Source organism: Chthonomonas sp. (assembly GCA_016788425.1).
Taxonomy (GTDB): domain Bacteria; phylum Armatimonadota; class Fimbriimonadia; order Fimbriimonadales; family Fimbriimonadaceae; genus JAEURQ01.
Map to the genome: position 1 here is coordinate 226,128 of JAEURQ010000003.1, position 22,063 is coordinate 248,190.

Consider the following 22,063-nt stretch of genomic DNA (forward strand, 5'->3'; position numbering starts at 1 on the left):
ATGGTTCTGACAATCACGCTCAACCCGAGCCTGGATTACACGCTGTTCGTGCGGTCGCTACTGGTCGGGGACACCAATCGCGTGGTGCGGCAAGAGGTGGACGCCGGCGGCAAGGGCATCAATCTCTCGCGGATCACCGCCGAACTCGGCGTCGAGTCCGTGGCGACCGGATTTCTTGGCGGATCGCCCGGCGACTTCGTGCGCCGCGTGCTCACCGAGCAGGGCGTCCGTGATGAATGCGTGCCGATTGCCGGCGAAACCCGGCGCAATTTCAACGTCGAGAGCATCGATATCGAAACCCCGCCCACGACTCTGAACTCGCAGGGCGAAGCAATTTCCGGCGACGACTGGCGTACCCTGTGCGGCAAGGTTTGTGAACTCGCCAAGGGCGCGGGGTGGGTTGCCATGGGTGGGTCGCTGCCGCCCATGGTCGCGGTGGATGCGTACGAAGAGCTTCTGGAATGCGCGCGCGGCGCGGGCGCCAAGGTGCTCGTGGACGCCGACGGTGAACCGATGCGTCACGCGCTTCGGGTTCGGCCCGACCTCCTCAAGCCAAACGCCAAGGAAGCCGCCCGCTTGGTTGGCTACGAAATCAACACCGACGCGGACGCAATCCGCGCCGCGAAGGACCTGCTCGAAAATGTGAATACCGGCGGCATGGTGGTTGTCTCGCGGGGGCATCAGGGGGCGGTGCTGGCCACCGCGCACGGCGTTTGGTTGGGCCGTTCGCCCGAGGTAGATGCCAAGAGCACGATTGGAGCGGGCGATTCATTCCTTGGCGGGTTTTTGGCCCAGCTGGTTAAGGGCGCGGCCCCAGAAGAAGCGCTCCGCTGGGGGTTGGCGGCCGGAGCCGCCACCGCCACTACCGACGGCACGCAAATCGGTCGCCGAGCGGTAATTGAAGAGCTGCTCGCCCGGGCGCAGGTCGAAGCCGCCGGGTAGCCTTACAGCCATGAGAATTGCGGCGATTGGGGCCGGAGCCTGGGGCAAAAACATCGTCCGCACATTGGCGGAACTCGGCCATTTGGCCTGCGTGGTGGAGGTCAGTCCGAGCCTGCGCGAGCAAATCGCCCAAACCTATCCAAACCTGCCCGTCTTCAGCGATCCCGCCGAAGCCTACGACGAAGTTGAACTCGACGCGGTGGCCGTGGCAACACCCGCTCAGTTCCACTTTGATGTCGCCGCCGAAGCCCTGGAGCGCGGCAAACACTGCTTCGTTGAAAAGCCGATCACGCTCGCCAGCCGCGAAGCCGAGGGCCTCTGCGACTTGGCCGAACGCCAAAATCGCACCCTCATGGTCGGGCACTTGCTACTTTTCCAACCGGCGGTTCAGTTTCTGCGCGACCAGATTCAGAGTGGCGCCATCGGCGACCTCGTGAGCATCCACCAGGAACGGCTGAACCTCGGTCGTGCCCGCAAGGTCGAAAACGTGCTGTGGAGTCTCGGCGTGCACGATGTCGCGGTCGCCCAGTACCTCGTGGGCGAGCGCCCGCTGGGCGTTACGGCCAGCGGATTGGCGTACCTCACGCCCGATATCGAAGACGACTTTTACCTGCACGTTGACTTCCCCAGCGGCGTGCAAACCCACCTTCACTGCAGTTGGCTATGGCCGACTTTACGCCGCCGCACAGTGGTGATCGGCAGCAAGGGCATGCTCGTGTACCAGGAGCAAGATCAAACCGTGACGCTGCACCGGAAGAGCATTGGCGACGACCTCCAAAACGTGAACGACGGCGAGGAAGTCGTGTTCTCGGGCAGCAGCGAGCCGCTCAAGCTCGAGATGCAGCACTTTGTCGAGTGCTGTCAAACGGGCGCAACTCCGCGCGCGGACGGGCGGAGTGCGGTTGAGGTTGTGCGCGTGCTCGAAATGGCCAGCGCCACCGACTTCGACTAAGCGGCCAAACCGGTTTCAGCGAATCGGCTCGCCGAGCTCACCTTTGCGCGCATGGCGACGGGAATCTTGCGGCGCCCATCGGGCGTCGTCAGACCCATCATCGAAGCGTGTGTGATCGCGTCGTTGGCCCAGCTACGGCAGAATTCTTCCGAGACGCCGCTGACGAACACGATGAAGTCGCCTTCGGCGCGACGACACATTTGCGCGTTGATCGGCAGACGTTGACGGATGCGGCGCGTGAGGTTGCGCATCATCATTTCGATGGCGGGGCGACCGAATTCTTGCTCCAGTTCCTCGCGCTTCAACGGCTCGATCAGCACAAAACTGCCCTGCAAGCCTTCCACCGAGCGCATAAATTCGGCCGGCGTCATGATGCCGTTGGGACCCGGCTCGACTTCTTCCAGGCGCGCCATGGCTTGCGTCATTTCGGCGGTCACGGTGCGCAGGTAGTCAATCTCGGTGGTGTCGAGGCCGCCTGCTTGGTGAGTCGCGGCGATCACGCAGCCGTAAGGCTTCATGCCGAAGAGCATGGGCATCATCAAGAAGCTGCCGATCCGTCGGCGCAACGCTTCGGTGCGGTCCACCCGCACATCCTCGCCGGTGTCAAAAATCACCACTTCGGGTGCGCCCGAGGCGAGCCAACCGGCGATGCCGCGGCCCTCGGGGAACATCAGCTCGTCCACAATCGTGCCCGTGCTGCCTTGGCGAGCGGCGGTAATCACGTTCTCGCCGTCCAAAATAATCGTTGAAAGGTGGTCGAGTGGCACCGATTCCCAAATGTCGCGCACCACGCGGGCGGCGAGGTTGGTCGGAGTTTCGGCTCCGGCCGCCACCGAGCTTACGGCGTACAGGAGCTCAGCTTGTCGCAAGCGACGCTCTTGCGAGGTTTGGTCGCGCTCCTGGCGCAACACCGCCACCAGCGGCGTCGTGAGGCGCTCTAGCAGGCCGACCGCGTCGTGCACGGTCTCGGCGTCGCGGTCCACCAAGGCAACCACAGCCAACACCTGACCTTGATCGCGAAGCACCACATACCCGGCGCGCTGCGCCGAGCGATCCTCCTCGCGGAGAGTTTGAAAAAGGTTGTCAATGCGGCGCTTCAGCAGGCTGTCGTTATGCACGCCGCTGATTTCCACCGCGCGGATATCGAGGTTCTTGGGCACCTCGCCCGAGGTGACCCGCGCCACCAGGCTATCGGCCATGCTGGCCGGAGTGTAAACCACCACGCCTTCGCAAGCCGTGAGCTCGCGGAGCTTGGCGGCAAGCCGGCTGAGCATCGCGTCGCCCTGCTCTTGCAGCACGGTCACAAGACTCGCCACCAGCGAGTCACGTTTGGCGGTGCGCTCTAGCTTGAGGGTTTGCTCGCGCAGCTCGCGGTAGTTTTCGCGGAGCAGCAAGAACTTGCGGTCGGGTTCGTCCGTGTTGCTCGGAGCCATCGCCGCGGGGACCGGAATCTCGATCCGCTCCTCAACGGTGACGACCACTTGACCCATGTTGAGTAGCAAGCCGACGGCGAGAATGCCCAGCGCCTGCACCAGCACTAAGGTTTGGTTGACCGGACCCGGCGCGAGATTCGCCGCGACGAGCAAAAACGAGGTGGCGAGCGGAGCCATGGCGGCGGCGTTCGCTCCGTGCTTCGCCGCGGCAAATGCACACGGCGCGAGCACAAAGAAACTGTAGTATTCCAGCGAGCCGCTGAGGCCGAGCAGTACGGCGATGACGGCGGAATCCATCACGGCGACCAGGCCAGCGAAGCCTTGGTTCATTTTGCCGCGGGTTTGCAGCCAATAGGCAATGCCCGCGTAGCTCGCCAAAGCCAGCGCCAAGCGCCAACCCCATTCCAGCGGCGGGGTTCCTTGCCAAAACGAGGCAACCAAAATGCCCGTGGCCCATATCAAACGAACGATGCACTCAACCATGAGAATCCACTTGAAGTTTCGGCGCGCCGAACCGGGTTCTGTAGGAGCGAATTTGGGGTCGCACAAAAAAATGTCCCCGCCAGTTCTCTGGCGGGGCCTGGAAGTCCAGGAAATGTCTTGTCGTCTTGTGCTTGCTTGGTCAAAGGCTCTCGTTGGAGCCAGTGACAGTAGTAGGAAGATTTGTGCCAATCCGCGGTTCCGAGCCCCGCAACTATTCGGGACTTGTGGCCTACTTAGAACGTAAAGGACATTCCGTCATAACCCGCAAGAATATTATGCGGAGCGAGTTGATTCGCTAATTCGGCGTGGGTCAAATCGCCAAAATGACTAATATGTGTGGTCGCAACCGGGCCATCCGCGCGGAGAATGCCCGCTTTGCGTAGCCGTTGAACCTGATCCACACACTCCGAAAGGGCGAGGTGTCCGTAATATGACGTCTTGTTGAGGCCCTCCGTGCACTCGATGACCAGCGCATCGAGTCGAAAGTCCCGCAGAAACTCCCACGTGGTCTCATCCCACAAACCGGTGTCGGTCGCGTAGAGCAGCGTGGAGTGGCCGTCGCTGATGATCAGGTTCTGTGCGTCCTCGTCCAGCTTGTGCATCGCATGGATCGGCGTGACCGTGTACTCCGCCACTTGGAACGCGCGAAAACTCTCTGTGAGATGCAAGTCGAATGGCCACTCGGGGTACTTCAGGTGAATCGCATCGAGCACCACCTGGTTGCCATAGATTGAGTACGGACACTCGTGCAGGCTCGTAAACGGATACAGGCTGTACTGCAGTTCGCTCGCGGCAAAGTGGTCGTCGTGGCTGTGCGTGTAGAGCACCGCGCCCCATTCCCGGGGATTCAGCCCGAGCGCGCCAACCTGGCCCAGCGTGTCCGGACCCATGTCGATTTTGAGAAAGCCATCGACCAGCGCCGACGCGCGCGACCGGCGGTCTTTGCCGCCATGCTGGTGTGCATACTGCGAGACACGGCTATCGGCGTACAGGGACGGAATTCCTTCCGATGCTCCTGTGCCGGTTAAAAGTATCTCCATACGCGCCGCGTCCGGTACCTAGTGTGCCTTACTTTTCGAAGTCGTTGAGGGACCAAAGGACTAGTCCGCTCAGGATTTTCGGGTAGTAAAACGTACTTTTCTGCGGCATTTTCTCGCCCCCCTGCGCAATTACCTGCATGTCGTCCACGCTCGGCGGATTCATCAGGAAGCTGGCGGGTGAGCCCTGTTCCACGGCATCCAGCGCTTCTTGGGGGTCGCGCGTGTAGTCGAAAAAGTCGTGCCCGGTTAGCCCCAGGCATTCGCCGAAAATGAGGTCGTGCAGCACGGTGACGTCTAGCCCGGCGAGCCGCCGTTCGGCGTCGCTTCCGCTGCTTTCCGGTCGCGGGGCGGTGAACAAGTAGCCTTGTCCACCGGGGAGCGCCACGCCAAACACGCATTCGCCGGCGTTGGTGTGCGCGTCAAGTGCGGCCGGAATGTCGGCGTTCGCCATCGGCGTGGAGGTGAAATGTTCGCTGAGCTTGGCGAGCATGGCCTCTTGGCTCAGCGGACAACGCTTCAGCATGCGGTGCGTGGGAAGCAGCACCAGCCCTGGATCGCTGATGCTACTGATCGCCATCATCATGAGGTCTTCGGCAATCAGCGCATCGCTGGCCGGCTGCATGCCGCGGAACGTGACTGCCGTCTCGTAGCGGTGGTGCCCGTCGGCGATCCAGACTTTTTTCGGCGCGACCAGCTCGCTGATCTGGCCGATCGCGGCCTCGTCGGTGATGACCTCCACGATATGGCGCACGCCATCCGGGGTGGTCACATCGGCCACTCGCTCACCCGCCGCGGCCATGACGAGCTTGAAAAACGCCTGGTCGGCATCTTCGATGAGGCCGTAGATGCATTCGAGATGCGCGCGCGTGGCTTCGAGAATCCGCAGCCGGTCTTCCTTATGCTTGGGGAAGGTCTGCTCGTGCGGCAGCACCACGCCCTTTTCGTAAGGCTCAACCTTGATGGTGGAGATCAGACTCATGCGCTCCAGCGGCTCGTCGGAGCCGGGAATGGTGAAGGTTTGTAGATAGCGATAGTAGGCCGGCTTGGGTTCGAGCTCGAGCAATCCCTCGCGACGCCACTGCTCCAATCGGGCCGCGCTGCGGGCGTACTTCACATACTTGCTGCGGTCATCAGCATTCTGTTCGGGCAGGGTCAGACCCACCACATTGTTCGCGTTAGACGCGTAAAGTTCGTCGCGATCGGCCGGGCTCAGCACGTCGTAGGGCGGCGCGACGAGAGTCTGCATGGAACCAGCGGACGCCGAATATCGTAGACCGCGAAAGGGTCGAAGAACTGCCATGCGCGGAGTTTACCGACCCCAAGTAGACTGACACCGTGGAGCCCACCCCCGAAACTCGGGCGCTGATTGCGCTCGTGGAGCCTCGTCTGGCCGAGCTGATTGCAACCGGCCCGGACGCCTTGGCGGTGGAAGAAGCGATGGCTTACAGCTTGCTGGCGCCCGGTAAGCGGCTCCGCCCCGTGCTGGCCATGGCTTCCAGTGCGGCAGTGGGCGGGGTCGCTGAGGCCGCCTTGGATGCCGGTTGCGCGGTGGAGATGGTCCACTGCTTTTCGCTGATTCACGACGATTTGCCGGCGATTGACAACGACGATTTGCGCCGCGGTCGCCCGACCTGCCACAAGGTGTACGGCGAGGCGATGGCGATTTTGGCCGGCGACGGGCTGTTTGCCAGAGCCTTTGCCGTAATCGCGCCGAGTGGGACCCTAGCCGTGGCGGAACTCGCCCGCGCCAGTGGCGAACTTGTGCTGGGCGAGGCTCGCGACATTCTCAGCGAAGGCGCGCCCGCCAACGCCGCCACGCTGCAGGCGATCCATGCGCAAAAAACGGGAGCCTTGTTCGGTGCGGCCTGCGCCATCGGCGCGATCTGCGGGGGCGGTGCGCCCGGTCACGTCGGCCAACTTCGCTCGTACGGTTTGGCCTTGGGGTTGGCGTTTCAAATCGCCGACGACGTGCTCAACGAAACGAGTTCGGCCGAAGTGTTGGGCAAGGCCGCCGGCTCGGATCGCGAACTCGGCAAGATGACGTATCCGGCGCTGTTTGGGCTGGAGGAGAGCCGCCGCATGGCGCTTTCCGCGCGGGATGAGGCGATCGGGTTCCTGGCGGGCCTGCCCACCCCCACCCCGCTCCTCGCCGACCTCGCCGAGTATGCGTGTGCGCGGTTAAGCTAGCTGGTGACGCTTTCTCAAAAGCTTCACCAGAATGTATATGAAGATCGGAATCGAAACCGGAACGATGATCAATCTCCATGTGGACCAGAACTGGCGTATCTGAGCCCACGTGGAATCATCTCGGAACGCAACCACTATAGGTTCAGGCCGCTTGTACCCATCCCAAAATTTCTCGTCATCAGGATCAAATCCGGCCTTTATTCTGCCTTCGACGAACTCAACCAATTGCTCGTGACGCCTGTCAGCTGTGTGGCGCGCCAGCGTAAACCGGTGAGGACGAATGGTTTCGGCGGACTTAACGGTTAATCCGAATGTGGCTTTGTTATCATATCGTGTCAGCTCGCGATATCGCAGGTAGGTGAGCGACGCCAAGTCCTTATCATCAGCTTTCCACGCGTACATATTGGCGAGGGCAAAGATGTCCGGGTTCGTCCACGCGTTGCCGAGCTCAGCGAGGCCCAGTAGCCCGCGTGCGGTTTCCGCCGCATTACGTCCGAAGTCAAAGTTTGGCCGCTGTCCCTTAGCCATCTGAATCACGGCCTCTACCACTCCAATCTGGGCCCACTCGCGGCCAGCATGCGCGTTTGGGTTAATCTTGACGGCCTGCTTGAGTTCGGCTAAGCCTGTGGTTAAGAGGCTGATATCCTTTGGCTTGCCTCGCTGAAACCAAAGGTGGATACGAAACGTGCCGCGGTTTGCTAAACCGGAATACCGCAGATACGTTTCTGGCTGAAGACCACCAATTTCGTCCTTGAGACGGGAATAGTCCTGCTTGATGCCCGTCGACCACGCTTGCTCGCGGGCTAACGCCGTCTCCAAAGCCTTAGCCGAATCACCGATCCGATCGTAAGCCACGCTGAGGTCGTCGTACTCGGCCAAGTCAAGCCGGGGGCTCAGCTGCACAAGGCGCTTGATCCGAGCCTCGTAATAGGAATCTGGCATCCGAGGAAAATCTTCGATGGCGATTGCTGCCGGCGATCTCTCGTCCAGAGTCAGATTTCTCGTGTCCACGTCGTTTACGCATGCAACTACGGGCATGCTCAACGCGAGCCCCAACGCGACGATCGCAACCTTCATGAGGAACAAGACAGTTTCGCTCGGCAAATCGTTCCGGCTCAGATCTTAAATCGCCAAGCCGCGATTTTGCCGCCGGTCCACTCCACCTCGGTTTTGCTAAGGCGGGCTTTGCGGCCGTTGACGAACACCGAGTCCGCCGAGTAGACCACCCCCGTGAGGCTCAGTTCGCCATGACCGCAAGAGACCACTTCGGTCGAGATGCTCAGCGTGTCGCCACGCCGCGACATCTGCACGCGCACCACCGTTTCCGCGCCGGAGCCGTAGCTCATCGTCACGCCGTCATCGGCGCGCACCAGGGCCTCGCCGCCCTTGCGGTGGCTAAAGAAGTGCAGTTCCTGCTCGCGCAGGTCGCAAGTGTTCTCGTCCACCACGTTCGGCAGAGTCGGCACAATCGCGCCATCTCGGAACCAAAGCGGCGACTCGCCGGCCGCGCGCTTGAGGTCAACGCGACCCGGCTTGGTCCACGCCCCGGTGCGTGCGTCAAACCACTCGCGGCGACCCGGGAGCACCGTGTCGCGACCCTTGTCTTCCTCCAAAAACGGCGCTTGAAACACGTCTTCGCCGACGAGAAACACGTCGCTGCGAACCTGCCGCGCCTCGTGGTGATACTGCACCGGTCGCCACAGGGGGTGGCCGGTCTCGGTGTAATCCACCATCAGGTTGTAAAGGTAGGGCAGCAGGCGGTAGCGCAGACGAATGTAGCGCCGAATCTCGCGCATGCCGGTGGCCGAGAAGGTCCACGGCTCTTGCGGGCGGTTGGCGTGCATGGAGTGGATGCGGAAGAACGGCAGCAAGAAGTAGCCGCGCACCCAGTCCAACATCAATTTTTCCTGGGTATCGTTGGCGAATCCGCCGATGTCGTTGCCGCAGAACGGGATGCCGCTCATGCCGAGGTTCAACGTTTGCGGAATGTGCGCCCGCAAGTAGTACCGCGTGGAGACGTTGTCGCCGGTCCAAATGGCGGAGAATCCGCTGGTGCCCACGTAGCCGGATCGCGAGAGCAGGAAGGGCCGTTGCTCGGGCGCGGCTTGCAAAAATCCGTCGCGGGTGGCCATTTGCATGCCGAGCGCATACTGGTTGCGGAACGTCAAATGCGACTCGGTGCCGCGGCGGAACAGCATCGCGCTGGGGTCAATCGCGCCTGTGCTCGGGTCGTTCATGTCGAGCCATGCGCCAGCCCAGCCATCGCGCAGAAACTGCGCGGCGTACTCGGCCCACCAGGCGCGGCCTTCGGGCATCGAAAAGTCGGGATACACCGTGAGACCGGGCCAAACGAACCCGCGATACATGCCGCCCTCGGGGGTTTTGCAGAAAATGTCGGCCTTCACGCCGCTCTTAAAGACCTCGTAATTGGGGTCGTCCTTCACGCCGGGGTCGATAATGGGGCACACCACGCGCTTGTTCGGAGCGAGCTTGGCCAAGGTGCTGGCAACGCCGCGCGGAAACTCCTTTTTGCTATAGGTGAACACCCGGTAGCCGTCCATGTAGTCAATGTCCAGCCAAATCCCGTGGTTCGGAATCTTGTTCGCGGCCAACTTTTCGTCAATGCGAAGCAGGTCGGCCTCGCCGTCGTATCCCCAGCGGCATTGGTGATAGCCCATCGCCCAAAGCGGCGGGCGGGTTGGCAGGCCGCACATCACGTTGAATCGGGCCGTGAGTTCGGCGAGCGATTTGGCCACGAGAACGTACAGCAGCGGGAGCCCTTCCTCGGCCCCGAGCGTCAGCATGCGGTTCTCGTCTTGATTGCCGAAGAACGAAGGATCGCTGCCGGTGTCAATAAAGGCGGCGCACGGATTGTGCAGCAGCAGGCCGATCCAGTGGTCGCCGCGCCGCAGAATCACGTACGGAATCGACACGTAATAGGGGTCAGCGGGGCCTTCTTTCCACTGCCCGTAGGGGAAGTCGCCGAGCGCGTCGGTGTTCCAAAACTTGGTCCGCATCTGCGAGACTTCGAGCCGGTCGAACGCCTTTTCGCCGAGGCCAAAATACTGGTCGGACTTGTGATATTCGAAGCAGAAAATGCTCGCCGCCGCGCAAACGCCAAAGCCCTTGCCCGGCACGCTTTTGAGCAAGCTCGTCTTGCCGGCCTTCAGTTCCAGATGGCCGCTCGCGTCCACTGTCAGCGAAACTTGATGCTGCGAAGAGCCACCCGCTGCGACCAGCGGCACGAGATTCTTCTCTGCCGAGTCGTCGTTCCGGGCGGCGGTCAGGCGGAACGTGTCCGGCCCAAACTCCTCGATCGCCACGTTCACGCGGGTCGCCCCAATCTGGCCCTGGCCCTGAACTAGCTTGTCGAGAAACGCGAAATTCGCCGGATGCGGGGCCTTGTTGTAGAACATAGAACCCGTCTATTGTGCGCGAAATGAAGAATTACTAGGGTCCCCAAAGCAGGGTTCGCGAACCTGAAAATATGAAGTTCTGGTGCAATTACTAGGATTGACTCATCCACTCGTTCTTCAACGCCGAGGAGGGGACTGCGTCCGGCGCGGTCAGCGCTTCCCAGTCGGCGCGCGCCATGTCGGCCTCGTAGGTCAGCTTGCTGCCGACCTCGACTCGCACGGACACCATCGGGCAATCCGTCATCGCCCGCAACACGGCGGCGGCGGCGGTGCCGGCCATCGCCTTATGATCGGCGTTGTTGGCATCGCGCAAGGTGATTTGGATGTGGCCCGTGCGGTTGTCGCGACGCGCCTCGGTGAGCGATTCCGGCTCCGTCATCGAGCTCTTCAGCGAGCTTAGCAACTGCTTGTCCTCGTCGGGACGGAAATCAATGATCGTCACGCCGTTATCGCGCTTGGTCGGCGTCACGGGGTCGGTTTGGGGCTCGGGCTCCTGGGTCACCGGCGGCGCGGATTTCGCCTGCTGAACCGGCGTCAGCGTAATCGGCACGCTCACTTCTTTCTGGCCGCGGTCCATCATTCGCCCCAGGAAAAACGAGAGGAGGCACACCGCGAATACAAATGCGGCCGAGCCGATCGCCCACACTTTGGCGCGGCTTTTGGTGGTCGGCAATCCGAGTTGCGAGACGACATTCGCGACCTCGCGGTCGGCAATGCGCTTCTTGAGGGCGTCGCGCTTCTCTTGAATCTGGCGCACGTGCGGTCGTGCAGTCGCGGCTTGGTCTAAATAGGGCAGGGCTTTGTCGAGCTCACCTTGGTCGGCATAAACCTCCCCGAGCATCAGCAATGCGTCGGGCTCGTCCGCTTGCGCGGCCAGAACTTGCCGCAACAAATCTTGCGCGCGGGCCAGCTCGCCGCGCATCCGCGCGACGTTTGCTTCCGCTAACACTTTCGAGATCTCTGCCGAATCCATCTCTTAGCTCCCAGTACTACCAAACCCGCCGGCGCCGCGTGAGGTTTCATCCAGGCTCTCAACGGCCTCAAATTCCACCTGCGTCACGGGGCAAAACACCATTTGTGCAATGCGCTCGCCCGCTTCCAACTCGATCGTTTCCTGACCGTGGTTAATCAGGATGATCCCAATTTCGCCGCGATAATCGCTGTCGATTGTCCCGGGCGAATTCACCATGCTCAGCCCGCGCTTCAGCGCGAGACCCGAACGCGGACGGATTTGGCCCTCATATCCCGCCGGAATTTGCATTTTTAGACCGGTTGGGGCGAGCGTACGTTCCCCGGGTTCGAGTCTAATTTTTGCGGTTGTGCGCAAATCAACGCCCGCCGCGCCGCTCGTTTCGTAAGCGGGGATCACGGCATCGGACGTCGCGACGACTCGCACGCGGGGGGCCATTAGTTGACCTTCGCGAGCTCGGCCTTCAAGTAGTTCAGCCATGTAATGTCCTCCGGATCAACGCCGTTGAGCGAGGCGAGATACGTGGAGACGAAGTCGCTGAGCATCGCCACCCCGATCATTTTCTCCAGCAGAGTCGCGCCCTTGGCGACCACCGGATACAGCTCGATGCGATCCTTGAGCAGCTCGACGCTGACCTCGCGGCGGCGGCGAATCTTGGCCGATTCGGTGCCGTCTTCGATCGTGATGAGGACCCACTGCTTCACGCCCTGGTTTTGGCAATTCACCCAGCCCAGGATCTCGTTGTGATTCAGCTCGGGGAAGGTGTGGTGGAACGTCATGTCCTTCGCGTTCTCGTTGATTTGGCTCTTCCAGCGGAAGGCCACGAGCCCTTGCCAGTTGCCGAGTCCGTACACCACGGCGAGCTTGCCGAACAGATTTTGCGCCAGTTGCTTCGCCTCGTTGCGTTCAAACGGCACGTCCATGCCCCACTCGCTGACCCGATCGCGGAGCGCTTGAATCAGTTGGTCGTAGTTTTGCGACGGGATGAGGCCGAGCTGCTCGCAGGCAACCACAACCGGGAGCAACAGGAGCCCAAGCGCGGTGCGAGGCGGCTGGCCGCCGGGAATGCGAATGAGCGGGAAGCCGTCGGCCGCCGCGAGGTCGGCGAGTTTGCCGCCGCCGGTCACGACGATGATGTTCGCGCCCGCCTTCTTGGCTTGCGCGTAGGCCGAAAGGGTTTCCTCGGTGTTGCCGGAGTAGCTCGTGGCGAACATCAACGTGCCGGGGCCGACCCAATTGGGCAATGTGTAGTCGCGGCTGACGACCATCGGGATCGAGCCGTCGGCATCAAACAGCGCCTTCACGAAATCACCGCCCGCGGCGGACCCGCCCATACCGGCGACGATCACGTTGTCGGGTTTGGCCGACCACTTGGGCAGCGGCGAGGCTTGGGCAATGCTCAGCGCTTCGGCGCACTGATCGGGAAATTTCGAGAAAAGGTCGAGCATTCCCTTGGGGTCAAGTCGGGTGACAAAATCAAGTTGGTCCAGCTGATGCATTCCGTCCCTAGTTTGGCCGATTCTGGGCTTGGCGATTCCCCCACCGCTGGCCGATGATCACCGCCACCGGGGCCAGAATCAGCGCGGGCAGGTAGGTCTCGGTCGGAATGTGCTTGATCTCGGCGAGTCCGAGCCCGATGCACAGCAGGAGCGCGCCGCCCACTCCGGTGAGTTCGGCCATCGCCTCCTCGTTGTCGGCAAGCTTGCTCAGCCGCTTGGCCAGGAGCGTGAGTGCGCCTTGGACGATGAAGACGGCGACCGCGCTGACAAGCACGCCCACGCCCAACGCGGCGGCAAAGAAAACGGAGGCGATGCCGTCGAGCAGTGACTTCATCGCCAAGATGTCAATCTTGCCTTCGAGGCCGTCTTGCAGGCAACCCATGATCGTCATCGGGCCCACGCAGTAGAGCAAGGTGGTGGTCAGGAGACCCTCGGTGAACCGCCCGCCGCCACCCACCGAATGCCGCACCTGCTCGGCAAGTGAAGCTAGAGCCGGCGAGATTCCGAGCGCCGCGCCGAGGATTCCGCCGACGGCAATGCTCCCGGCCACGATGAGCATGTTGCGGCTTTGCAACGCCATCTTGACGCCCAAAATGAACGTGACCAAGCCGAGGCCCGTAAGCGCGACTGACTGCCACGATGCCGGTAGCACGTTGGCGAAGGCGAGCCCGATGAGCGAGCCGACGATCACCGCCACCGTGTTCAGGATCGTGCCGAGGAAGCGGGTCTGCATCTATTCCATCAACAGCGCGAGGTCAATAAACTGGCCGCCCGTTTCCTGATGGCAGTGTACGGCGAGCACGTTGCGGCCAGGTTTCAGCGCCAGGCGCACGCGCTCGGTCACGTCAAACGGCGCGTATCCGTCGTTCCAGGCGCCCTGATTCGAGCCCCAAATGAGCACCCGATTCAAGTAGATGTTGGTCGTGTTGTCGTAGTGCAGGGCGAGCATCGCACGTTTGAAGTCAACCGAATCCACCGTGAACTCCTGGCGGAGCCAAATGTCCGAAGTGGTCCATGGCGTCTTGACATCCTTCTCAAAGCCATCCTTCTTGCCGAACGCGCCCGCCGCCGTCTTCCAGCCAACCTCGTTGAAGCTGACCTGATTCCACGAGGTCGGCGGCCGAGTCTCTGTCATGCGCCATGGCTGCGCGTCCTTATCGCGAGCCGACCCCACGAGGACTTTCCACTTGGGCTCGACGCGAACCGCTTGCTTGCCACCCTTTTCGAAGGCCGCTTCCGCGCCAAAAATCGCGCGGATCTTCGCCATGTCGAACTTGGGTTTGCGGTCGTAGGCATAGATGCCGTTGCGCTCCTGCTCCACGTCCGTGAGCTGCGTGTAGACATAGCCAAACATCCTCGGGTTCGCGAGCAACGCCCCGGTCAGGCCGTCAAGCCGCGTATAAAATTCCTCTAGCGTCTTCGGGTTTTCGCCGTAACCCCAGCCGAGCGCCGTGTCCCACCCGATGCCGCCGTATTCGCTGACCATAAACGGAATGTCCCATGTCCAGTCGCGACTGTGATAGCGCGCCGGTAGCGGGCTCGATTCGGGGTTCCAGCGGGCGAAGAAGCTCACCGGGTTCTGATCGTAGTCGTGGGCATCGCGAATCTCCGCGTCGGCGAGGCCGTGCGTGTAGCCCGACGTTTCGATCACGGGCCGACTCGGGTCGAGTTGCCGCGTGAGGCGAACCGTCGCGTTTTGCAACGGAATCGCGCCCGAATCGGTCTCGTTGAACGGGCACCAGCCGATCACCGACGGGTGATTCCGGTCGCGCAAGACAATCGAATTCCATTCATCCAGGAACGGCAGGTCAACGCCGCGGTTCGCGTGGTTCATTCCGTAGTTCGGCGATTCACCCCAGCATAGGTAACCCATGCGATCGGCCCAGTAAAGGAATCGCGGCTCGAACACCTTTTGGTGAAGCCTCGCGCCGTTGAACCCCGCCGCCTGCGCGAGCTCGATATCGCCCTTGAGGGCGGCGTCGCTTGGCGCTGTCCAGATGCCGTCTGGGTAGAAGCCTTGGTCGAGCACGAGTCGCTGGAACACCGGCTCGCCGTTCAGCAGCACCTGCCGTCCCCGGATCGAAATCTTGCGCAAACCGGCTTGGCTGGCGACTTCGTCCACGACCTTGCCGTCGCGGAGCACTTGCACGGTGACATCGTACAGGTGCGGATTCTTGACCGACCACAACGTCGGTTTCTTGAGCTTGACCGTCACCACGCCGTTGCGCCAGTCGCCGATGGTTTCGGCGGCCACGGTTTGACTCTTATCGCGCACCGTCACGCGGACCTTGGTGCCCGCTGTCTCGCCATCGATTTCCGCGCGGAACCGAAACTGGTCATGATCCGGCTCGGGATCGACCATCAGATTCTTGAGGTAGGTCGCGCCCACGCCTTCCAGCCACACGCTCTGCCAAATGCCCGTCGTGCGGGTGTACATGATGCCCCAACTTTCCTCGCGATGCGACTGCTTGCCCGTTGGTTGGAGCCCGCTCGCCGTATCGTCAAACGCGTGAATCATCACTGTGTTTGAGCCCGGAGTAAGGTACTTGGTGATGTCGAACGCGAAGCTGGCCGAGCCACCCTGATGCTGGCCGACTTCCTTGCCGTTCACGAAGACCGTCGTCAGGTAGTCGCAAGCGCCGACATGGAACCGCACGCGTGGCGACTTCCACCCCTTCGGCACCTCAAACTGGCGTCGGTACCACACGTTCTTGACGAGGCCCTTGCGGCCCAGCCCCGAGAGCTCGCTTTCGCGGCAAAACGGCACCACGATTTTGTCCGGGAACTTGCCCGGTTGAGTGGCCTCGTTCGATTCGGCAAACTCCCACACGCCGTTCAGGGTCAACCACTCGTCGCGAAACATGTCCGGGCGAGGGTGTTCGGGGCGAGGGATCGTTTGTCCGGAAAGAAATGCCGCGGCAGCCAATGTTGCAAGCATCCTCGCAGGTTATCGCATGCTTGCTTAGGTTCGCCCGCGACTTGCGCAAAACCGCTACACTGACAACGGGATGTTGAAATGGGGGATTTTGGGTACCGGCGCGATCGCCAAGAAGTTCGCCGAGGGACTGCCGCTCTGTCGGAGCGGCGAGTTGGTCGCGGTCGGCTCGCGTGACTTAGCTCGGGCGGAGCACTTTTGCTCGGAGTTTGGTGGTCGGGCGATGGGCGACTACGCGGCGGTGCTGGATGACCCGGCGGTTGAGGCGGTCTACATCTCGTTGCCGCACCACATGCACGCCGAGTGGACGATCCGCGCCGCCGAGGCCGGCAAGCACATTCTCTGCGAAAAGCCGTTTGTGCTGACCCGCGACGAAGCGGTGCAGTGCATCGAAGCCGTGGAGAAGGCCGGCGTTTTCTTTATGGAGGCGTTTATGTACCGGGTGCACCCGCAGACTCTCACGGTCCACGAGCTCTTGCAAAATGGCGTGATCGGTCAACCCAAGACGATGCACGCCGAATTCGGCTATACCAGCCAGCGCGCAGCCGACGCGTTTCGATTTGACGGGAGTGTGGGCGGCGGCGCGCTCATGGATGTCGGCTGCTACCCGATTAGCCTGGCCCGGTTTGTGGCGGGCTGCGAGCCGAATCAGGCCAGCTACTCAGCGGAACTCGCGACCAGCGCCGACGGCCACAGCAAGTACGACGCCTACGGCACCGGCGAGCTGATCTTCCCAACCGGTTTCCGCACGACGTTTCAGTGCGGCATGCACGTGCAAATGAACAACTGGGCCACGATTTTCGGCGAGCTTGGACGCATCCACATCACCTCGCCGTGGTTCTGTAACGGTCCGCTGTTTGTGCAGCTGAACGGCAAGGAGCCCGAGCCGATTTCGGTTAAGGCCGTGCCGCACCTTTGGGGGAACCAAAGCGTGGTGGTTGACCAGCTACTAGCCCGCAAGCAAGCACCGTTTATGTCGTGGAAGGACAGCGTCGCGCAAGCCTCGATTTTGGAACGGTTGCGACTCGCCGCGGGGATTGGCTAGGTTGGAGCGGATTGACCTGCCCATGCCGAGCGACCCGGTCGCTTGGGTTCGCGATTTTGCGGCGCAGCACGAGTTGGTTGTGCTGGAATCGAGCCTGGTTACGCTCCCCGGATGCACGCACTGGCACCTTCGCAAGGCGGGTAGTTCGGGCACGCTGGAGCTCACATGGTGGCCGCGCACTGAGGAGTTTTGGGCGAGCGTCCACGCCAACCGCCACGCCGATTGGATGGAGCCGCTCCTCGCCCAACTGCGCGCCGACTAAAAACAAGAAAGGCGCCCAATGTGGGCGCCCCTCGAGCATAAGCAACGTAAGCTTACTTTTTGCGGCGAAGCAGAGCGAGCGCGCCGAGGCCAAGAGCCAGGAACGAACCGGGCTCGGGCACGGGAATCGTGTAGCGCAGTTGGCTGTTCGATTCGGTGGCTTCGGTCCAGAAGGTTTGACCGTCGTTGTTGCTGTCGTTGACAACCGACTTGCTCAGGAGGTCCCAAGCGGCGTCGCCGCCGTTACCGCCCGACGACCAGGCGTCGAAGCAGAACGTGCTGCCCCACGTCAGGCCAAGTTGAGCCCACGTGTAGGTGTATTGCACGGCGTTGTTGACGGGAATTACGTTGGCCGATTGCTGCGCCGGGCCCCAGCTGCCGCCGCTGTAGGCAAACAGTTGGTTGAATCCGGTCGGGGCTTGGTCAACCCAGCTACCTACCCAGAAATCCATGCCGCTGGGCATGCTGACAGCACGGGCCCAGGGGTTGCCCGTGGTGACGTCGCCACCCGGCATGCTGTCGATCATGAGGCCGTACTTGCCCCAATTGGTCGCCACGATGTCGGCGTTGAGGTTAATGCGGAACGTGATCGTCCCGATCGTGTGGGTTACATCAACGGAAGTGATGTCTTGGTTGGCGAAATATCCACCCGGCATGTTGACATCGCCAACGGCGTCGTTATAGGTAACGGCGAACGCATTCGATGCGGCGACGATGCCGATCATGAGTGCTAACTTTTTCATTTGTTGCTCCTTTAAAGTCGATCAGGACAAGCCTGATTGGATGCCGAGAATACGTATTCTCAGAACATTCTCATCTATTGTACAGTACCTTTCGAATCGGAGCAACATTTGAACGAGAAACTAGCAAAATTACGTGCGGCTTTCCTTAGTAAACTAGGGGTCATGGTGCGCGGTTTGTGTTTGCTGATGGCGGCGATCGGTTGCCTCGGGGTCGCGAGAATGGACGGCGGCGCGCCGCTACAAGACCCGATCAAGCGCCTGCAACAGGGCAACCTGAAGCTGAGCTACCACCCTACGCGTGGCTACCTCGACGATCTGCTGAAAGCGCTCAACATCAGTCCGACCTCGCAGGTGCTGGTGTGGAGTAAGTCCAGCCTGCAAACCGACTTTATCGGCCGCAAAACTCCGCGCGCGATGTACTTTAGCGAGAGCGTTTATGTCGGCTGGAGCCCGGGCGCGCCGGACCTTGAAATTCTCTCCATCGACCCGGTCCGCGGACCGCAGATGTACTCGCTGCCCAACAAGAAGGGGGTTGCGCCGAAGTTCAAAGAGGAGCTTGCGCTTTGCACCCGATGCCACGCGGGCAACGACGGTCGCCCGGTGCGGCTGCTCGCTCAAAGCACGATGGTGCCCGAAAGCGGCTACCCGCGCGCCTTTGCCAGCACCATTAATGTGACCTCCAAAACGCCGTTCGCGCAGCGCTGGGGAGGTTGGTATGTCAGCGGCACGCACGGTGCGATGCGCCACATGGGCAATAGCGTTTCGACCGGCACCGACGAGCAACCGAAGCAAGACGTGAACAAGGGCGCGAACATCACCGACCTTTCCAAGTTCTTCAACACGAAGCCGTATCTGTCGCCGCACTCGGACTTGGCCGCCCTGATGGTGTTGGATCACCAGATTCATGTTCACACAATTTTGTCGCGAGTTCAGGCCGACACCAAAGACCTGCGCGAGGTCTCGGCGGAAGAAGTGGAGCCGCTGGTCAAGGCGCTCCTTTGCGTCGGCGAAACCAAGCTCACCGCGCCGATCAAGGGCGTCAGCGGATTCACCGAGGCGTACGGCAAGCAGGGTCCGCTGCATGTGTTGGACCTCAAAACCCGGCTGTACCGCCTCTCGTGCTCGCCGCTCATCGGGTCCGACGCGTTCCGCGCGCTCAACCCGAAGGTTCGCGCGCTGGTTTGGAGTCGCATCCACGAGGTTCTGGCCGGCGACGAGTATCCTCACATCCCCGCCGCGGTGCGCGGTGAACTCGATGCCGCCCTTCGCGCGAAACAACCGGAGTATCTCGCGGCCTCAAGCAAGTAGCATAGGAATATGCACAACTTCTTCGTTCTCAGTTTCGCACTGGTGTTGGTCGGGACGGCATCTGCCTCGCTGCCCGGCTTCCTCGCCCGGCCGTTTGAAGGTGAATGGATCTATGTCGAGGATCGCACCGCGGGCCGGCCCCTTGAAGATCACCAGCCGAGCATGAGCGCGCGCGTGGTGTTCCGTATGGAAGATAACACCTTCGTCTGGGCGCGTCGCGATGGCGACCAACGGATTCCGCTGAACGGAAACTCCAGCGAGACCACCGCCAACGGCACCATTACCCGCGTGAAGGGCACGTTCGTGGATGGCGTGATTGAGTACGAGACACGGCTGATTCGCGAATCCGATCAGGTCGAATTGAGCCTGATTCGGCGCGAAATCCGCCTGGTCGAAGGCGGTTTGCATGCGCACGTTCGCGTCGGTAACCCGACCACGTTCGAATCCCTTGCCTACTATCGCCATCCGGAGGACATTCCGCTGCCGACACCCGCGAAAGCCGTGGCCAGCGATCTCGCCTGGATGAGCGGCGACTGGGTGGGCACGCGCGGCACCGCCGGAACCACCACCATTGAGGAGCGCTGGGGGCCGGTCAAAGGCGGCTCGCTCTTTGGCGTCTCGCGCACCGTGACTCGCGATGCCTTGGCGGGCTTTGAGTTTCTGCGCGTGGTGCAGCGCGAGGGCGGTTTGGTTTACATCGCCCAACCTCGCGGCGCCGCGCCGACCGAATTCGTCGCGACCGAGGTGTCGGCCAAGCGCGCGGTGTTCGAGAATCCGCGCCACGACTCCCCTCAGCGGATCACCTACGAGCTGGTCGAGGGCGGCCTCACCGCCACCATCGGCTACATCAAGGGCGGTCGCGGGCAGAAGTTTGAGTTCAAGGCGGAGAAGTAAGTTCTTACGACTCCTCGATCTGGTTCATCATGCGCTGGACCGCGTCGGCCTCGGGTTCCGGTCCCTTGGCCGCCTTGAGTGCGGCCAAAGTCTGCACGAGCTTATCCAAGAATTTGCGGCATGGCGTGCATTGCGCCGTGTGGGCCATCGCGTAGAGTCGCGCCAGCCAGCCGGCGCGCCCCTCGGCGGTGCGGTGCAAAATCGCGTCCATGTGCGGACAGTGCTCATCGGGACCATGCTTGTGAAAGGGCCAACGCATTTAATTTGCCTCCATTGAAAACGTGCATAGGTCGATGAGAGCCCGGCGCGCGCGGTAGAGTCGGGAGCACACTGTTCCCCGCGGAATCTCTAGCGCCAGCGCCACTTCATCGTACGACATTTCTTCGATATCGCAAAGGATGATCACCATTTGTTGGTCGGGATTCAGCTGCAGGAGGCCAGCCAACACCTCGCTTGTGGCTAGCCGGTGCATCACGATTTCGTCCACGGCATGTGGACTCGCCTCCTCGCTGATCGAGTCCAAATGGGCGTGTCGATGGCGAGCTTCGATGCTGCCTTGCCGAAAGTTTGCGTTGGTCATGATGCGCAGTAGCCAGGCGGAGGGGTGGGCACCATCGAAATGGTCCCACGCTTTGGCTGCTGCATGGAGAGTTGTTCCAACCAAATCCTCCGCCCGGACACTGCTTCCTGTGAGTCGAAAGGCCACCCGGTACAGCCGAGCGAGCTCGGTGCGCACAAGTTTGCAAAGAGCGTCGCGGCTCGGCGGGCGGGCGGCCATGTGGATCAAAGCTTACGCACTTGCTCGCTTTCTTCGCAACATCATCCCAATTCCGGCCACGCCAAGGAACACCAAGCCGCTGGGCTCGGGCACCGGCAGCACGGTCAGCGTCATCAGCCGCGTGTTGCTGGTCCAATCCGGCAGACTCGCAAAGCTATCGCCGCGACCCGGGACAATGGATTCGTGGACACGGATGCGGTTGAAGCCCGCCGCTTCGGCCGGATTGCCGGAGCCGCCGAGCGCACCCAAGTCGGCGGCGTTTTGGGTGTTGGCTTCGGTGCCGGCATCCCAGGCTCGCGCGCCGTAGACGTTGACGCTAAAGCCGAGCGGCGTGTTTCCGCCGAATAGCCGCAGCCCCATGCTGCTGACGCCCTCGCCGAGGAAGCCGTCGTTGGTCATGCCGAGCATGGTCGCAAACGAGAAGTAGTCCGAACCCGAGTTGACGTTGATCGTCGCCGAGCGCGTGAGCCCGGGCATCAGCGGCCCGCCCGCCAACACTCCATAGAGCTGCACGTTCGATCCGGCGGCCGCGGCGATGTTAAGCATCGGGTTGACGTTGCCGGATTCGGCGATGGACTTGATGCCCGCCGACGAGGTTCCGCCAAGGCTGAAGATGTCGAATGAGGCGTTGCCGACCGACCAAAAAAGCGGGCTGAGCGGCTGCGGTCCGTGGTTGGTCCAGGTGACGGTGAACACTGCCGCGTGGGCCGAGACCGCCGCGAAACAGGACACGATTAATGGTAAACGGAAGTTCATAGTTGTTTCCTCCCACCCCCAAACGGGGCAGGTGAAAACAAGAAGACAGGGACGCGCGAATTACTTCCATCGCGGGCGGGGAATCTGCGAATTTTGCGGGTAGTAAGTTAGGCTGAGGCGATTAGGGCGGCTATTCGCCTCAAAAACTGAGGCGAATCATTGGTTTAAGAATCTGCCAAAAACTCAAGTCAGCCTGGGGGAATGCCGCGTTTGTACGCTGTTGGCCGTAGGCCCATGAAGCGGTTACACCATCTTCGGACGGCGGCGAGGTAGTCGCTGCGAACTAAGACCAAATGAGAATGAACAACAATGGATAAAGCCCGACTACCATTGTTTGGTGGAGGATAGCGGGTTCGAACCGCTGACCTCTTGCATGCCATGCAAGCGCTCTCCCAACTGAGCTAATCCCCCAAAGGTTCCA

The 22,063-nt window shown here is 61.6% G+C and carries 21 protein-coding genes and 1 tRNA gene; 7 read left to right on the plus strand and 15 right to left on the minus strand.

Features of this window, described 5'->3' with window-relative positions; all coding sequences use genetic code 11:
* Complete coding sequence (gene pfkB / locus JNJ45_08365) at window positions 1-942, plus strand: 1-phosphofructokinase (protein MBL8048681.1); 942 nt, start codon at window positions 1-3, stop codon at window positions 940-942.
* A 10-nt stretch (window positions 943-952) separates the two neighbouring features.
* Complete coding sequence (locus JNJ45_08370; GenBank protein ID MBL8048682.1) at window positions 953-1,894, plus strand: Gfo/Idh/MocA family oxidoreductase; 942 nt, start codon at window positions 953-955, stop codon at window positions 1,892-1,894.
* On the opposite strand, the gene JNJ45_08375 is transcribed toward JNJ45_08370, so the two are convergent.
* The 3 genes from JNJ45_08375 to JNJ45_08385 all read right to left on the minus strand — a co-directional run bounded on the left by JNJ45_08375 (window position 1,891) and on the right by JNJ45_08385 (window position 6,150).
* A complete protein-coding gene (locus tag JNJ45_08375) occupies window positions 1,891-3,810 on the minus strand; it encodes a GAF domain-containing protein (protein ID MBL8048683.1) in 1,920 nt (639 codons plus the stop codon). The genes JNJ45_08370 and JNJ45_08375 overlap by 4 nt on opposite strands.
* A 233-nt stretch (window positions 3,811-4,043) precedes the next feature.
* On the minus strand, window positions 4,044-4,850 hold the full coding sequence (locus tag JNJ45_08380) for a hypothetical protein (GenBank protein ID MBL8048684.1): 807 nt from the start codon (window positions 4,848-4,850) through the stop codon (window positions 4,044-4,046).
* A 28-nt stretch (window positions 4,851-4,878) separates the two neighbouring features.
* The gene (locus tag JNJ45_08385) at window positions 4,879-6,150 is read right to left on the minus strand and encodes a DUF1015 domain-containing protein (protein MBL8048685.1); all 1,272 of its coding nucleotides are present in this window, start codon (window positions 6,148-6,150) and stop codon (window positions 4,879-4,881) included.
* 35 nt (window positions 6,151-6,185) lie between these two features.
* On the opposite strand from JNJ45_08385, the gene JNJ45_08390 reads away from it, so the two are divergent.
* Window positions 6,186-7,037 (plus strand): polyprenyl synthetase family protein, encoded by an 852-nt coding sequence (locus JNJ45_08390; GenBank protein MBL8048686.1) that lies wholly within the window; start codon window positions 6,186-6,188, stop codon window positions 7,035-7,037.
* On the opposite strand, the gene JNJ45_08395 is transcribed toward JNJ45_08390, so the two are convergent.
* From JNJ45_08395 to JNJ45_08425, 7 genes are all read right to left on the minus strand, one after another.
* The gene (locus tag JNJ45_08395) at window positions 7,029-8,114 is read right to left on the minus strand and encodes a hypothetical protein (protein ID MBL8048687.1); all 1,086 of its coding nucleotides are present in this window, start codon (window positions 8,112-8,114) and stop codon (window positions 7,029-7,031) included. The two genes, JNJ45_08390 and JNJ45_08395, sit on opposite strands and share 9 nt — an antisense overlap.
* A 38-nt stretch (window positions 8,115-8,152) precedes the next feature.
* A complete protein-coding gene (locus JNJ45_08400; protein ID MBL8048688.1) occupies window positions 8,153-10,453 on the minus strand; it encodes a hypothetical protein in 2,301 nt (766 codons plus the stop codon).
* A gap of 91 nt (window positions 10,454-10,544) precedes the next feature.
* Window positions 10,545-11,426, minus strand: coding sequence for a tetratricopeptide repeat protein (locus tag JNJ45_08405; protein MBL8048689.1), 882 nt, complete (start codon window positions 11,424-11,426; stop codon window positions 10,545-10,547).
* A gap of 3 nt (window positions 11,427-11,429) precedes the next feature.
* Window positions 11,430-11,861 carry a dUTP diphosphatase gene (gene dut, locus JNJ45_08410; protein ID MBL8048690.1) on the minus strand — a complete coding sequence of 144 codons (432 nt, stop codon included), beginning with the start codon at window positions 11,859-11,861 and terminating at the stop codon, window positions 11,430-11,432.
* Entirely contained in the window at window positions 11,861-12,922 is a 1,062-nt protein-coding gene (locus JNJ45_08415; GenBank protein ID MBL8048691.1) for a bifunctional phosphoglucose/phosphomannose isomerase, read from the minus strand. The genes dut and JNJ45_08415 overlap by 1 nt, the downstream gene beginning before the upstream one ends.
* 7 nt (window positions 12,923-12,929) lie before the next feature.
* Entirely contained in the window at window positions 12,930-13,655 is a 726-nt protein-coding gene (locus tag JNJ45_08420) for a DUF554 domain-containing protein (protein MBL8048692.1), read from the minus strand.
* Complete coding sequence (locus JNJ45_08425; protein ID MBL8048693.1) at window positions 13,656-15,860, minus strand: hypothetical protein; 2,205 nt, start codon at window positions 15,858-15,860, stop codon at window positions 13,656-13,658. It abuts the gene before it with no gap.
* A 70-nt stretch (window positions 15,861-15,930) separates the two neighbouring features.
* Between JNJ45_08425 and JNJ45_08430 the strand changes: the two genes are divergently transcribed.
* Window positions 15,931-16,902: a Gfo/Idh/MocA family oxidoreductase gene (locus tag JNJ45_08430; GenBank protein ID MBL8048694.1), complete on the plus strand. Its 972-nt coding sequence runs from the start codon at window positions 15,931-15,933 to the stop codon at window positions 16,900-16,902.
* A gap of 1 nt (window position 16,903) precedes the next feature.
* Window positions 16,904-17,164: a hypothetical protein gene (locus JNJ45_08435; GenBank protein ID MBL8048695.1), complete on the plus strand. Its 261-nt coding sequence runs from the start codon at window positions 16,904-16,906 to the stop codon at window positions 17,162-17,164.
* A 52-nt stretch (window positions 17,165-17,216) separates the two neighbouring features.
* Here the strand turns inward: JNJ45_08435 and JNJ45_08440 are convergent, their stop codons facing one another.
* The gene (locus JNJ45_08440; GenBank protein ID MBL8048696.1) at window positions 17,217-17,906 is read right to left on the minus strand and encodes a PEP-CTERM sorting domain-containing protein; all 690 of its coding nucleotides are present in this window, start codon (window positions 17,904-17,906) and stop codon (window positions 17,217-17,219) included.
* Between the two features lie 162 nt (window positions 17,907-18,068).
* On the opposite strand from JNJ45_08440, the gene JNJ45_08445 reads away from it, so the two are divergent.
* Both JNJ45_08445 and JNJ45_08450 read left to right on the plus strand, forming a co-directional pair.
* Window positions 18,069-19,214 carry a hypothetical protein gene (locus JNJ45_08445; GenBank protein MBL8048697.1) on the plus strand — a complete coding sequence of 382 codons (1,146 nt, stop codon included), beginning with the start codon at window positions 18,069-18,071 and terminating at the stop codon, window positions 19,212-19,214.
* A gap of 9 nt (window positions 19,215-19,223) precedes the next feature.
* The gene (locus tag JNJ45_08450) at window positions 19,224-20,108 is read left to right on the plus strand and encodes a hypothetical protein (protein MBL8048698.1); all 885 of its coding nucleotides are present in this window, start codon (window positions 19,224-19,226) and stop codon (window positions 20,106-20,108) included.
* Between the two features lie 4 nt (window positions 20,109-20,112).
* Here JNJ45_08450 and JNJ45_08455 read toward each other — a convergent pair whose 3' ends face one another.
* The 4 genes from JNJ45_08455 to JNJ45_08470 form a co-directional block, all read right to left on the minus strand.
* Entirely contained in the window at window positions 20,113-20,367 is a 255-nt protein-coding gene (locus tag JNJ45_08455) for a hypothetical protein (protein MBL8048699.1), read from the minus strand.
* Window positions 20,368-20,886: a sigma-70 family RNA polymerase sigma factor gene (locus JNJ45_08460; protein MBL8048700.1), complete on the minus strand. Its 519-nt coding sequence runs from the start codon at window positions 20,884-20,886 to the stop codon at window positions 20,368-20,370.
* 12 nt (window positions 20,887-20,898) lie between these two features.
* Window positions 20,899-21,618, minus strand: coding sequence for a spondin domain-containing protein (locus JNJ45_08465; GenBank protein ID MBL8048701.1), 720 nt, complete (start codon window positions 21,616-21,618; stop codon window positions 20,899-20,901).
* Between the two features lie 359 nt (window positions 21,619-21,977).
* Window positions 21,978-22,053, minus strand: a tRNA-Ala gene (locus JNJ45_08470).
* Window positions 22,054-22,063 lie beyond the last annotated feature (10 nt).